11 protein-coding genes are annotated in these 13,962 nt (G+C 64.8%); 3 read left to right on the forward strand and 8 right to left on the reverse strand.

What is annotated here, in order from left to right; all coding sequences use genetic code 11:
- Positions 1-40 precede the first annotated feature (40 nt).
- Together JN279_RS30145 and JN279_RS30150 are read right to left on the reverse strand one after the other, a co-directional pair.
- Entirely contained in the window at positions 41-991 is a 951-nt protein-coding gene (locus JN279_RS30145; protein ID WP_202350981.1) for a PfkB family carbohydrate kinase, read from the reverse strand.
- 3 nt (positions 992-994) lie between these two features.
- Entirely contained in the window at positions 995-1,795 is an 801-nt protein-coding gene (locus JN279_RS30150; RefSeq protein WP_202350982.1) for a class I fructose-bisphosphate aldolase, read from the reverse strand.
- Positions 1,796-1,957: 162 nt separating this feature from the next.
- On the opposite strand from JN279_RS30150, the gene JN279_RS30155 reads away from it, so the two are divergent.
- The 3 genes from JN279_RS30155 (at position 1,958) to JN279_RS30165 (ending at position 5,223) form a co-directional block, all read left to right on the forward strand.
- A complete protein-coding gene (locus tag JN279_RS30155; protein WP_202350983.1) occupies positions 1,958-2,719 on the forward strand; it encodes a DeoR/GlpR family DNA-binding transcription regulator in 762 nt (253 codons plus the stop codon).
- Between the two features lie 381 nt (positions 2,720-3,100).
- Positions 3,101-4,249, forward strand: a complete 1,149-nt coding sequence (locus JN279_RS30160; RefSeq protein WP_202350984.1) for a Gfo/Idh/MocA family protein — start codon at positions 3,101-3,103, stop codon at positions 4,247-4,249.
- Positions 4,250-4,272: 23 nt separating this feature from the next.
- On the forward strand, positions 4,273-5,223 hold the full coding sequence (locus JN279_RS30165) for an alpha/beta hydrolase (RefSeq protein ID WP_202350985.1): 951 nt from the start codon (positions 4,273-4,275) through the stop codon (positions 5,221-5,223).
- Here JN279_RS30165 and JN279_RS30170 read toward each other — a convergent pair.
- The 6 genes from JN279_RS30170 to JN279_RS30195 all read right to left on the reverse strand — a co-directional run bounded on the left by JN279_RS30170 (position 5,211) and on the right by JN279_RS30195 (position 13,958).
- Positions 5,211-6,245: a LacI family DNA-binding transcriptional regulator gene (locus tag JN279_RS30170; protein WP_202350986.1), complete on the reverse strand. Its 1,035-nt coding sequence runs from the start codon at positions 6,243-6,245 to the stop codon at positions 5,211-5,213. The two genes, JN279_RS30165 and JN279_RS30170, sit on opposite strands and share 13 nt — an antisense overlap.
- A gap of 195 nt (positions 6,246-6,440) precedes the next feature.
- The gene (locus JN279_RS30175; RefSeq protein WP_202350987.1) at positions 6,441-7,961 is read right to left on the reverse strand and encodes a zinc-binding dehydrogenase; all 1,521 of its coding nucleotides are present in this window, start codon (positions 7,959-7,961) and stop codon (positions 6,441-6,443) included.
- A gap of 9 nt (positions 7,962-7,970) precedes the next feature.
- On the reverse strand, positions 7,971-8,408 hold the full coding sequence (locus JN279_RS30180) for an SRPBCC family protein (protein WP_096455560.1): 438 nt from the start codon (positions 8,406-8,408) through the stop codon (positions 7,971-7,973).
- 279 nt (positions 8,409-8,687) lie between these two features.
- Complete coding sequence (locus JN279_RS30185; protein ID WP_202350988.1) at positions 8,688-10,874, reverse strand: flotillin family protein; 2,187 nt, start codon at positions 10,872-10,874, stop codon at positions 8,688-8,690.
- Positions 10,875-10,963: 89 nt separating this feature from the next.
- Complete coding sequence (locus tag JN279_RS30190; RefSeq protein ID WP_202350989.1) at positions 10,964-13,180, reverse strand: ABC transporter permease; 2,217 nt, start codon at positions 13,178-13,180, stop codon at positions 10,964-10,966.
- Complete coding sequence (locus JN279_RS30195; protein WP_202350990.1) at positions 13,173-13,958, reverse strand: ABC transporter ATP-binding protein; 786 nt, start codon at positions 13,956-13,958, stop codon at positions 13,173-13,175. The genes JN279_RS30190 and JN279_RS30195 overlap by 8 nt, the downstream gene beginning before the upstream one ends.
- Positions 13,959-13,962: the final 4 nt, after the last annotated feature.

The raw sequence follows: 13,962 nt of genomic DNA on the forward strand, positions 1-13,962 counted from the left end.
TATTTTCACCTGTGAAAATGTTTCCTCGGATCGTTTCAGGCTATGTCCCGGTATCGAGTTGCGCATATCTGAGTTCGACCGCCGACGGCGCGTTCGTCGATGCCAGCAGTGCTGTGACCTGGTCATTCGTCGGAAGTGCCTCGCGCCCGCCATGCCCCGTTATCGAAAGGGCCGCCGCCGCGGCAGCGAATGCCACCCGGCCCGCGGTGTCGGCGCCGCGCGTCAATGCATGGGCATAGGCGCCGTGAAAGCAGTCACCGGCGCCGGTCGTATCGACGACGGCAACCCGGTGCGGGGGCAAGTGCCAGAGCCCTGTCTCTCCGCGTCCGCGATAGTACACGCCCCTGCCGCCATCGGTCAGAACGACGGCGGATCGCGACGGCGACCACAATGCATCGAGCATCTCGGCGGGCGATCGGCAGCCCGTAGCGGTCCGCGCAAAGCCCAGGGGAAGAATGAGGTGGTCGCAGAGCGCAATCAGCCGCTCCGTGGCCGGGCCGCCGCTCCATTCGATATCGCCAAGGATCGCAAGGCCGAGATCGCGAGCCCGAGCCACGACATCCAGCGACCGGATCGCATAGCCGTCGACGATCAGGACGGTCGCGCGGCTGAGAACCTCGTCCGGAAAGTCCGGCGCGGTGCCCAGCATCGCTTCGTCGTCATACGCGATGAACCGCTCCCCATCCGAACCGACGGTGATGCGCGAGCGCACCGGGCGCGCGTGCGGGTGGCGCGGCGCGAATGCGGTTTCAACACCGCTCTCAATGAGATCGCACAGCACGGCGTCGTCGGCGGCATTGCCCAGCCATCCGACGAACCCGGCGCTTCCGCCGAGCCGCGCGACGGCGGCAAGGGCCGTCGCGACATTTCCCCCGAAAGCCCGGGCACTTTGCAGCACCTTCCCCTTGCCCGCAGACAACGGCTGATCGACATAGACGATGTCGTCGATCGCAATGGCGCCGAAGCCGAGGATCGAGGGGACGGTGGGCATCGTTCAGGCCCCCGCTTTCGCCAGGGCGTCTTGCGCCGACAAGCCGTCATGGATGACGCCGCGAAAGGCAAGAGCCGCCTTCTGAGGATCGCCATGCCCCCAGAGATTGCGGCCCACCACGGCACCGCGCGCGCCGGCACGGATGGCGTCCGCCGTCTGCTGAAGCGCGCCGAGCAGCGTGTCGGTCTTCGGACCACCGGCGATCACAACCGGCACCGGGCAGGTCCGCACGGTCTCCCGGAACGACTCGAAATCGCCCGTGTAGCCGATCTTGATGACGTCGACGCCGGACTCGTAGCCGATGCGTGCGGCATAGGCGATCTCGTCGGGAGTGAAGACGATTTTTGCCCCGTCGGTGAAATCGCGCGGGTAGATATGCGCCACCACCGGCATGCCGTAGCGGGCCGCCGCATTCACCGAATCGGTCAGCCAGCGTATGTATTTGCCCTCGGTCGCGCCGCGCACCGGAATGGCCACGGCCAACGCATCGGCGCCAGCGCGCACCGCATCCTCGGGTGTTGCAATCAGTTCACTGATGCGATCGTCCGGGGTGAAGCAGCCGGCCTGGATCACCAGGGCAGCCTTGCCCGCATATTGCGGCCACAGATGGCGCGCGGTGCCGGGCTGGATGCTGACGTAGTCGGGTTTGCCCATCATGACGCGTGCAAGCGCGCCCGGCAGGTCGGCAAGGCCGCCTTTGCGCACGTCGCCATAGCCGACGAAGTGGTCGACCGCGCCGCCAAAAAGATTCCCCGATGGATGTGAGAAGAGGCGCGCCAGGCGCACCTTGGTTCCGAGGCTCATGAGTCCAAAACTCTCCAATCGATTGACTTCAAAATACTGGACCCAGTGTTTTCGAAAGAAAGGATAAATGCAATCTTTCGAAATCTTTCGAATTCGCATATTTTCGGTAGAGTGAACCGAGGCCAGGGCGATCGCTTGGCACATGGAGGCAAGGACAGGGCAATGTTGTCGGAGCAGAGACGCCAATCGATCCTGGGTGAAGTGCAACGCAGCGGACAGGTTCGCATCAAGGACCTGTCGGACGATTTTGGCGTGTCGGAAGTCACGGTGCGCTCCGACCTCGAAATACTGGACCGCAAGGGACTGCTGACCAAGACCCGTGGAGGGGCGGTGACCCGGACCACGGATTCAACCACGGCCGCGTTCGCCCGGCGGATGCAAACGAACCTCGATGCAAAGAAGCGCATCGCCCGGGCGGCGATAGAGCTGTTCGAGGACAACCAATCGGTCATCTTCGACGGCGGCTCGACATTGATGCAGGTTGCCATGCTGTTACCGCCGCTCAGCAATGTCGTGGTCGCGGCCACGGCGATGAATATCGTGCAGCATCTGATGCATCGGCCCGGGCTCGACGTTCACATGATCGGTGGCCGCGTCTATCCAGACACGGTGAGCACGCTGATCACCGATGCCGACGCGGCTCTCGGCGGCTTGGTGGCGCATCAGGTCTTTGTTGGAGCGCATGCGATTGACTCGTCACTGGATGTGGTCGACGTGAACGAAGACATGGCGCGAACGAAACGAAACCTCGTGCGCATGGCCCGGCGCGTTGTCCTGCTTGCGGATTCGAGCAAATGGGGCGTCGGCGGAACCTCCAAGGCATTTTCGCTGTCGAGCGTCGATGTTGTGATCACCGACGATGGCCTGTCCGGCCCGATACGCAGCCAGCTTGATAGGACCGGGGCCAAGGTGATCTATGCCTGACCCCGTCGCGGCCCCTGGCCGCCACGGAAAGATCCATGCGCGCATGCCCCACGGGATTCGCATCGGCGGCCGGCCGTTTTTTCACGTCTGTCATCGTCTCCTCCCAGAGCATGATGCCGAAAAGTGCGAAGCGGTTTTCGGACGACATCATGCTCTAACTATTTGATTTAGAGGCGGATTCAGATTTCAGGTCGAAACGACCTGAAATCATCCGGCTCTAGGGCTGGCAGCCTCCCGATATCGCGCCAGTATTTTCGCATGTTCTATAAAAATTTTACGCGCGTCAATATTTAAAATGTTGTATAGCGCTTTTCGAAGATGATCCATTGCCGGAGCAGCGGATCCGGCAGAGCATGACGAAGTTGGGAGGCAAGGCCAAAAATGCAGCCAAAATCAAAGACGAAGCTCGCAATCGGCGTCATCGGATGCGGCAACATCTCAATGACCTACCTGCGCAATGCCGCGCTTTTCGGCGGCATCGAGCTGCGCGCCTGCGCCGATATCTCGGCCGACATGGCAGCGTTGCGAGCCAAGGAATATGGCATCAAGGCACTGGGCGTCGATGCGCTGCTCGCCGACCCCGAGATCGATCTCGTCCTCAACCTGACCATTCCTGCCGCACATTTCGACATTTCGTTCTCAGCGCTTTCGGCAGGAAAACACGTCTTCACCGAAAAGCCTCTGGCGACATCGGCCGGCGACGGTCGCCGCCTGGTGGCGGAGGCGGCCAAGCGCGGTGTGCTGCTCGGCTCGGCCCCCGATACCTTCCTCGGTGCCGCCGGACGCCGGGCGCGCCGTCTGATGGATGAGGGCGCGATCGGCCGCCCGGTCACCGGCACCGCCTTCATGATGGGGCGCGGCATGGAGCACTGGCACCCGAACCCGCAATTCTACTACCAGCCGGGCGGCGGCCCGGTGTTCGACATGGGGCCCTATTATCTGACCATGCTGGTCAATCTGCTTGGCCCCGTCGCGCGCGTCATGGCGATGGCGACGCGCGGCCAGGAGGAACGCTTGATCACCGCCGAGGGGCCGTTCAAGAACACCAGCTTCAAGGTCGGCACGCCGACCAACGTGCTGTCGCTGCTGGAATTCCGCTCCGGCGCCACCGTCACCTTCGGCGCGTCATGGGACGTCTTCAAGCACTCCAACCATCCAATCGAACTGCATGGCACGGAAGGTTCGCTGCGCCTGCCCGATCCCGACACGTTCGGTGGCACCGTCTCGCTGTCCGAACGCGGCGCCGAGTGGAAGGATTTCGCCAGCGAAGGCGAACTTTACGGCGCCCGCAACTGGCCTTACGCGGCGCCCGACCGCGCCAATTACCGCATGCTCGGTGTCGCCGATCTGGTGCGCTCGCTGAAGACACGCGCCACACCCCGCGCCTCCGGCAATCTGGCGCTGCATGTGCTGGAGATCATGGAAGCGATCCTGCGCTCGGGCGAAACGAAGAGCTCGGTCACCGTTACCGGTGACGTCATCCAGCCGGCGCTGTTGACCGAGGACGAGGCAAGCAGCCTGCTCGCCTAGGCACGGGCGTGATGGAGGTGGGGATGACACTCGATCCTGATGCTTTGCGTGTCCTCGAAATCGGCCGTGCGGCCGGTGGCGAGCCGTTCGAGAACGGCAGTGTTGCGGCAGCGCGGGCCGCCTATGACGCTTCCTTCCCAACACAGCAGGGCGAGCACGAGCCGGTGGCGGCGACCGCACAGCAAGAGATCGACGGGCTAAACGGCCCAGTCGCGATCCGCATCCATCGCGGCATCGGCGCGCCGCGGACTGGGGCGCGCGCCGTGCTCTATCTGCATGGCGGCGGCTGGGTCGTGGGCAATCTCTCCTCGCATGATGAGATCTGCCGATGGCTCGCCAATCTGGGCAACGCCGTCGTGGTCTGCCCCGATTACCGGCTGGCGCCGGAGCACAAATTTCCCGCCGGGCTCGAGGATTGCGCGGCGGCGCTCCGCTTCATGGCGGAGAATGCCGGCGAACTGGGCATCGACCCAGCCGCCATCAGCGTCGCAGGCGACAGCGCCGGCGGCAACCTCGCCGCCGTTCTGGCGTTGCTTGCCCGCGACGGACTGGCGCCGCCGCTTGCCGCGCAGATCCTGATCTATCCCAACACCGATGCCCGCCAGACCGCGGACAGCTACCGGCGTTTCGGCGACGGCTTCGGGCTCACCGCCGCCACCATGGCCTGGTTTCGCGACCATTATGTGCGAAAACCGGACGACATCTCGGACTGGCGCGTCTCGCCGCTGCTGGCGTCAAGCCTTGCCGGCGCCGCACCCGCATTTGTCGCGGTCGCCGGACACGACATCCTTGCCGACGAAGGCGCGGCCTATGCCGAACGCCTGCGCGCCGAAGGCGTGCCGATGGTCCTGCGAGAATGGCCGGGCCAGATCCACGGCTTCGTCTCGATGGGCCGCCACATTCTAGCCGCGCGACAAGCGGTGAGCGAGGCGGCGGCCTGGCTCAAACTGCAGACGCCCGCTCAGGCCGACTGACGCATCACCAGCGTCGCGCCGAGCTTGACGTTGCGTGTGAGGCCCTGGCCGGGCGGGTCGGCCTCGTCCAGCAAGGCCAGCAGCATCTCGACGCTGCGGCCGGCCATGGCGGCGAAATCCTGCGCCATGGTGGTCAGCGCCGGACAGGTGTAGCGGCTCAGCGGATGGTCGTCATGGGCGGCGACGCGGAAGTCGCAATCGGCCCGGCGGCCGATCTTCAGCCCGCGCGAAAAGGCGGCCGCCATGACGCCGAAGGCGAGACGGTCATTGGCGCACAGCAGCGTGCGCGCCGGCAGTCCGCCTTTCTCGAGCGTGCGCTCCATCCATTCATGGCCGATGCGCTCGAAATCCCAGTTGTAGCCGCCTGCCGCCTCGAGCACGACCGGTTCAAGGCCGGCGGCCCGCATCGTCTCGATATAGCTCTGCAGGCGCTCGCCCGAATTGTGGTTGACGTGCGGAATGTCGACATAGACCGGCGGTTCGCCGGACCGGCAGAGATAGTCGACGATGGTCGAGGTGCTCTGGTGGTTGTCGTTGCCGACGAAAGGCGTATCGCCTTCGATGTAGGTGTCGAAATAGACGATTGGAATGTCCTCGCTCATTCGCTCGAAGACGCCCGGTTCGGAGACTGATCCCAGCGGAGCGATGATGGCGCCGGCGACCTTCAGCGACAACAGCGTCTTGACTGATTCCGCCTCCAGTTTCGGCGAACCGTGCGAGGAGATGACGATCGGCCAGAAACCTTCGTCGCGGCAGCGCAGTTCGATGCGGCTGACCATCTCGGCATAGAACGGATCGGTGAGCGCCGGCACGACGATGCCGACATTGCGGGTGCGTTTGCGGTTGAGATTGCGCGCGAAAACGTTGGGCTGATAGTCCGAGGATCGAAGTGCCGCCTCGATGCGCGCCCGCGTCGCCGGCTTCACGCTCGCCGGATCGTCGAAATATTTCGACAGGGTCGGCCGCGACACGCCGGACGCCCTGGCGAAATCATCCATCGTGCGGTGGGTCTTCTCCGCCATCGATATTCCTTTGCCCGCGCCCGCCAACCTTCTCGGTCCGGCCAGAATCAGTCCTGCGGCCGTTGCCGTGGGGCAGCTTTGCTTGACCAAATTTGTTCAGTCAAATTTTCGCGTTTCCACTACAACGCAAAAGAGTTTCGCGCGTCAAATTATTTATTGACGCTCAAAAATGAAACTCGGGCTTGGTGCCCTCAGCTACGGCAGCAGGATCAGGGCTCCAGTGGTGCGGCGGGCTTCCAGATCGCGGTGCGCATCGGCGGCGTTGGCGAGGGTGTAACGCGTCGGCGCCTCTACGCGGACCACGCCCTGGCGAAGTGCCTGGAAGAACCTGGCGACGTGCGGCGCAAGCTTTTCCGGCGTGTCGGTGTAATGGGCATAGTTGGGCCGCGAGACGGTCAGCGACTTCGACGCGAAGCGGCCGATATCCCAATTGCCGATCGGTCCGGAAGCCTGGCCAAAGCTGACGAGATGGCCGCGCACGGCCAAAGCCGCGAGCGAGCCGGCGAATGTGTCGTTGCCGACCGCGTCATAGGCGACATCGGCACCCCTGCCCGCTGTCAGCCGCATGACGGCGTCTGCGAAGTTCTCGCGGGTGTAGACGATGACATGGTGCGCGCCGAGACGCTCGACGATGCGCGCCTTGTCGTCGCTCGACACCGTCGCGATCACCGTCGCGCCGAGATGACGAGCCCATTGCACCAGCAATTGGCCGATGCCGCCGGCCGCCGCATGGATGAGCACGATATCGCCTGGCTTCACCGCGTGGACATCATGCAGCAGGAAACTGGCGCTGACGCCCTTGAGCAGCGAGGCGGCGGCGATCTCATCGGCAATGTCGTCCGAGAGATGGACCAGCAGTTCAGGCGCCATGTTGCGCCGCTCCCTGTAGGCGCCGACCGGCGGACAGGCATAGGCGATGCGGTCGCCAACCGAAAAGCCCGACACCGCCGGCCCAACCGCCTCGATGACGCCGGCCGCTTCCATGCCCGGCACGCCGGGCGGCTGCAGGAGGTCGAAAAACCCGGTTCGGCAATAGACGTCAATGAAATTGACGCCGATCACCGTATGGCGGATCCGCACCTCGTTCGGCGTGGGCGGCGGCAGTCCGATCTCTTTGAACTGCAACTCCTCCGGCCCGCCATAGCGCTCGACGACGATCGCACGGGTCGTTGCGGCCTGGCCTGCCGCGACCATTGACGCGGAATGCCGTACATTCACCGATGGAGTCGGCTCGACAACCACTCGAGGCGATCTCGTCTCGACTGGTGAGCCCGTGCTCCGGCGCCGCAGCAGATTGCGCACCGCCGCGAAGCCGGTCTGATAGATGTCTTCGGTCACCAGCCTGACCAGTTCGTCGCGGCGATGCGCCGGCGGCTGAAACTCGGAGCGCCACTCCCAGAAAGTAGCATCGCCGTCGGTCACCGGCTTCAGCCTAAGCGAGGCGACATAGCCCATTAGCGGTAGCGGTGCTTCGAGCAGGCAATAGCTCAACCGCCGGTCCTTGTCGGACAGCGCCAGCAATTGCTCGCGCAACTCGCCGCCGTCGTTCAGCCGGAAATGGCGCACCACGCCAACCGCATCGACCGGCTCGCCGCCCTCGATCTCGCTGAAAGCGATCGCCGGATGCCAGCGGTCATGGCCGTTGAAATCGCGCAGGATCGCCCAGACCTCGTCGACCGGCGCCTCGATGATCGTGCTCTGGCAAACCTTGACCATCTGCCGGCGTCAGCGCCCGAACCGGTGTTTCAGCGCGGTCAAGGCGGTCTGGAACACGCCATTGCCGATCTGGTGCATCAGGGCGGCCTCGCGGTCCGGCGCGCAGTCGAACTCCGCCTGCCATTCGGCGAGCGTCAGATTGCCGTCGGTGATCGGCGTCAACGAGAGGGTGGCGACATAGTTCTCCACCGCCATCGGGCTTTCGAGGATCGCATAGCTGCAGGACAGGTCGTAGTCGGACAGCGCCAGAAGCCTTTCGCGGATGCGGCCGCCGTCCCTGAGCGTGAAACTCCTGATGCAGCCGATCTGGTCGGGTTGCGCATTCTGCTCAATGCGGCTGTCGGCGACGAACGGCGCCCAGCTCGGCAATGCATTGAAGTTGCGCACGAGCTTCCACACTTCCGCCGCCGGCGCAGGAATGACCGAGGAGACATAGACCTTGGTCATGCTTGCGAGCCGGTTGCGGGCATGGCAGTCCGCGCATGCATTGTCTCGCGCCACGCCAGGTCGACCCCCACTCCGTCGAGCTTCGCTCGACACCTCTCCCCCGCTCGACGGGGGAGAGGAAGGGCGCGAGCCATCCGCGGCAGGCTCCTTTCCTCTCCCTCCGGAGGGGGGAGAGGTGGCGGTGCGAAGCAGCGACGGAGTGGGGGAACCACTTGGCAATCAGGCGCAAGACGTCGTCTCGCACGGCCCAACGAAGCGCAAGGAAGCACCCCCCTCACCTCAGTGATCGCGGTCGTCATCGTCGTCCTTGGCAGCCTTGCCCTTGCCCTTCTTGTCGCGGGTCAGGCTGGAAATGTCCTTGGCGTCGCGCAGCACGTCGGTCATACGGCCGAGCGAGCCGCCCTCGATGCCGATCTCCTTCATCAGATTGTCGATCATCGGCGCCTGCACCCGGTAGCGCAGCGCGGAGTCGATCACCTCGTCGGTGACGTTGCGGTTGCCGCCGGTGCCACCGTTGAGGCCATCGACATGCAGTATCTTGATGCCGTCGATCTTCTCCATCGGCTTGACGCTCTCGCGGATGATGCCTTCCATGTGGTCGAGCAATTTGCCGCGCAGGCGACCGGCCCGCGCGCCTTCGGAAAGGATGTTCTCGGCCTCGTTGAGCTGGCGGTGGCCGGCGGCGTCGACCTCGTAGCGCTGCGCGGCGGCAAGGGCGTGGATCTTCTCCGACTCGGCCGACGCGACGGCGGCGATCTTCTGCGCTTCCGCCAGGCTCTTCGCCGCCTTCATCTCGGCGTCCGCTGCGGATGTGATGCGCAGCGCCTCGCGCTCGGCCTCGCGCTGTGCGCCTATCAGGTCGGTCAGCTTGCGGCGCTCGGCGATCTCGCGTTCGCGGGCGGTGAAAGCCTGTTCCTCGGCCTGGACGGCCTTGGCGCGCACGGCTTCGGAGGCGGCGATCGCCGAGGAACGCTCCTGCGTCTTCTTGGCGATGTCGATCGCCTTCTGGATCTCGGCGATCTCGATCTTCTGGTCGCGCTCCACGCCCATCTGCCTGATATCGCGATCCTTGATCAGCCGCGCTTCCTCGATGCCGCGCTCGGTGGTGATGCGGGCGCGCTCGACCTCCTCGCTGGCTGAAATCTCGGCCTCCTCGAAAGCCTGGCGCTTGGCGATCTGTAGGGCTTCGAGATGGCGCTCGCGTTCGATGCGGACCTCGTCGACGACCCGCTCCTGCGCGATGCGCGCCGTCTCGGTCGCCTGGTTCTCGACGATCTCGGCGCGACGCTTTTCTGCCTCGGCCCTGGTCACTTCCAGTGCCTTTTCGGCGAGCGCGATCTGGCGTTCCAACTCGGTGACCTCGAGCAGCTTCTTGCGTTCTATCTCCAGCTTGCTTTGCGCGCCCTCGCGCTCGATGCGGGCCTTTTCCAGCGACAGTTCGAGCGCGATCTGCTCGCGCTCGGTCAGTTCGCGCATCTTCATCTCGGTCTCGTCGAGCGAACGGCGGCGCGCGATCTCGCGGCGCTGCGTGTCTTCCTCGCTCTTGATGCGCTCTTCGGTGATGTTGCGCTCCTGGTTGAGGCGCGATTTTTCGACAGCTTCGCGCGACGAAAGCTGTGCCTGCTCGGATTCCTGATCACGCAATGCTCGCTCAATGGCCAGCTCAGAACGCTGCGCGGCGCGGCGGATCTCGACCTCGCGCTCCTGTTCGAGGCGGGCATATTCGGTGTCGCGGTCGATCTCCAGCACCTTGCGCTGGGTGTCGAGATTCTGGTTGCGGATATCGACCAGCGTACGCTGCTCGATCTCGTTGCGCATCCGGCGGCGGGTCTCGATCGATTCCGTCAGCTGCGTCAGGCCTTCAGCGTCGAAGGCGTTGGACGGATCGAAATATTCGAGGCTGGTCTGGTCGAGATCGACGATGGCGACGCTCTCCAGCTCAAGCCCGTTGGCGGCGAGAGACTCCTCCGCGAGCCTGCGCACCTTCGCGGCATAGTCGCCGCGCAGCTCGTGCATTTCTTCCAGCGTCATCTGGGCGGCCACGGTGCGCAGCGCGCCGGCGAACTTGCCCTCCAGCAATTCGCGCAGACTGTCGGGCTGCAGCGTGCGGCGGCCAAGCGTCTGTGCGGCAGCGGCGACCAGTTCGCGGCTAGCGCCGACGCGCACGAAGAATTCCGCGATCAGATCGACGCGCATGCGGTTGCGGGTGATCAGCGCCAGTCCGTCCTCGCGCCGCACCTCGATGCGCAGCACGTTCATGTTGACCGGGGTGATCTCGTGCAGCACCGGGATGACGAAGGCACCGCCATTGACCACCACCTTCTCGCCCAGGAAGCCGGTGCGCACGAACGCCGTCTCCTTGGTCGAGCGGCGATAAAGCCAGCGCAAAATGTAGACGGCGATCACCACGACGACCGCGGCAATGATCAACCACAACAGGAAAGCGCCAAAGGTCTGCGCGTCCATGATCTATCCTCCCCAAGACAATACGGTCGGCACGGGGCGACCGGCGATATTTTCAAACATCCACCCGTAGGGTGGCGAAGTCCAATTCTTCATGCCCGCCTCTGCAGCTTCGGCGTGATCGCGTGGAAGGCGGCGATCGCCGCGTCGACGAAAGGCGTGTCGTTGATGTTGGCCCGCACCCGCTCGACATGGCGCAAGGGCGTGGGCCGAACCGTTTTCTCGATCGCCTCGAACAGAGCGTTGTCGGCTTCCGGATCATGAAAAGGCTGGCCGGGTGCGTCGAGCATCGAGACGCCGCCTTCGGGCAGCAGGAAGCGCACCGGGCCGTTCATGGCGTTGAGCCGCGCACCAATCCATTCGCCGAAGGCGCGGTTCTCGTCGCGCGTGGTGCGCATCAGCGTGACGTTGGGATTGTGGATGACGAATTTGCGGCTGCGGAATTTCTCGGGAACGCTGTCACGCGGGCCGAAATTGACCATGTCGAGCGCACCGGTCGAGCCGACATAGGGCAGACCGGTGCGGATCGCCGCACCAAAGCGATCCTCCGTTGCCGGGAACACCCCGCCGACGATCATGTCGGCCACCTCCGTGGTGGTAACATCGAGGAAGGCCGACAGCAGCCGGGAGTCTCCAAGACTTTCCATGGCCCGCCCGCCAATACCGGTGGCATGGAAAACGAGGCAGTCATAATCGGCTTCGAGACGTTTGGTCACCGCTTGCACCAGGGGCGTGGTGACGCCGAACATGGTGATGCCGACGGCCGGCCGCGCCAGCTTGCGTTTTGCCTCCCATGCCTCGGCGTTGGGCAGTTGCGCGACCATGCCGGCCATGGCGTGGGTGGCGTTGGACAGGACCTGCTCGGTGATCGAGTTCAACCCCTGCACGTCGGCGACCGAATGGAACATCATGATGTCGGCGCCGCCGACATATTTGGCGACATCGCCGGCCGCCACCGTCGAGACCATCAGCTTCGGAATGCCGACCGGCAGCACGCGCATGCCCGCGGTCGCCAGCGTGGTGCCGCCGGAACCGCCGGCCGAGATGACGCCGCCGATGCGCGGCTCGCGCTCGATCCAGCGCGCGAAGGCGTCGGCCATAGCGCTGACCGAGCCGCCGCGATCATTGGTGAAGACGGCGGACGAACCTCGCTGGTGCATGCCGGCCACCTGCATGGCGGGCACGTCGGCGCTGGTCGGTTTTCCTGATGTCGACAGATCCACCGTGCGCACGGGCAGACCGAGCGCCTTCAGCCGGTCGGCGACGAAGCGCAATTCCTTGCCCTTGGTGTCGAAGGTGCCGACGACCAACACGGTCCTGCCGATGCGCTCGGCGAAGGGAATGGCGAAGATTTTCTTGAGATCGTCTTGCGGTGCTGTCTTGTCGACCGCCGCCTGGCGCAGTTCGGTGACCGGCACATTCCAGCGGTTGGGCAGTTCGGTGACCGGACGATAGACGCCGTTCTGCGGCATCGGCTTGGCCGAACCGGCGCCGGCGCGGTCGACGCGATAGACTTCCGCCAATTGTTCCCTTGCCTGCGCGACTTCCGCCGGCGTGACCGGGGCCTCCTCGGCATGGCGGCCGACGCCAAGCAGCCTCTGCTGCAACTCGCGGTCGGCGGCGAGCGCCTTGGCGTCCATCAGCCGGTTGATGCGGCCATTGACCATGATGGCGACCTGGTTCGACACCGCTGTCGCCACGCCGATATTCTGCTCGATGACCAGCACCGCCATCTCGCCTTCGGCGGCGAGGTCGACCAGCATCTTCTCGACCTGGTCGACGATGACCGGCGCCAGGCCTTCGGTCGGCTCGTCCATGACCAAAAGCTTGGGATCGCTGAGCAGCGCACGCGAAATCGCCAGCATCTGCTGTTCGCCACCCGACAGCTGCGAGCCGCCATTGGTGCGGCGCTCGGCGAGGCGCGGAAAGGTCTGGTAGACGCGCTCGACCGTCCAGCTGGCATCGCGCCTGTTGCCGGCGGCGAGACGCAGATGTTCGTCGACCGTCAGGCTCGGCCAGACGCGGCGGCCTTGTGGCACGTAGCCGACGCCGAGGCGGTGGATTTCGTGTGGTTCGAGCGAGGTGATCTCGCGGCCGTCGACGCGGATGGAGCCGGACTTTGCCCGCTTGAGGCCGACGATGGTGTTGCAGAGCGTCGACTTGCCCATGCCGTTGCGGCCGACCACCGAGAGCACGCCGCTTTCCAGCGTCAGCGACACCCCCTGCAGCGCATGGCTTTCGCCATAGAAGACCTGCAGGTCGTCGATCCGCAGCATGGCCTTGGCCACCTTCCCGGGGCGCTCAGCCATGCTTGCCCCCGAGATAGATTTCCTGAACCTCGGGATCGGCTTCGATCTCCTGCGGCGTGCCTTCCTTGAACAGGCGGCCATTGTGCATCATCGAGACATATTCCGAGACGCGCAGCGCGACATCGAGATCATGCTCGATGATGATGTAGCCGATATGCTTCGGCAGCGCGTTGAGAATGGCGACGAGGTCGCGGCGTTCGGTCGGTGAAAGACCGGCCGCCGGCTCGTCGAACAGGATGAAGCGCGGCGCGCCGGCCAGTGCCAGCGCGATCTCCAGCTGGCGCTGCTGGCCATGACTCAGCGTCGCCACCAGCGTGTCGCGATAGGCTTCCAGATGCACGGCGTTGAGGATCGATTCCGCCTGCACCATGTTGACGTCCGACACAGCCGGGCGCAGCAGCGAGAACCGCCGGCGCGAGACGCCGCGGCAGGCGAGGAAGATGGAATCGAGGACCGACAGGCCCTTGAACAATTGCGAAATCTGATAGGTGCGACGCAGGCCGCGCCGGATGCGTTCATGCGGCGGCAGGTCGGTGATGTCCTCGCCGAAGAAGCGGATGCGCCCCGCCGTCGGCATGAAATCGCCGGTGACGGCATTGAACAGGGTCGTCTTGCCGGCGCCGTTGGAACCGAGGACCGCGCGCCGTTCGCCGGCCGCGATCCTCATAGTGATGCCCGAGAGCGCCACCAGCGCCCCGAAATGCCGCGCCACGCCATCGAGTTCCAGCGCATAGGCGCCGGTGCTCTGGAGACGGTTTGCTGCGAGGCTTTCGGTCACTGGC

It is taken from the genome of Mesorhizobium sp. 113-1-2, assembly GCF_016756475.1.
Classification (GTDB): Bacteria; Pseudomonadota; Alphaproteobacteria; order Rhizobiales; family Rhizobiaceae; genus Mesorhizobium; species Mesorhizobium loti_C.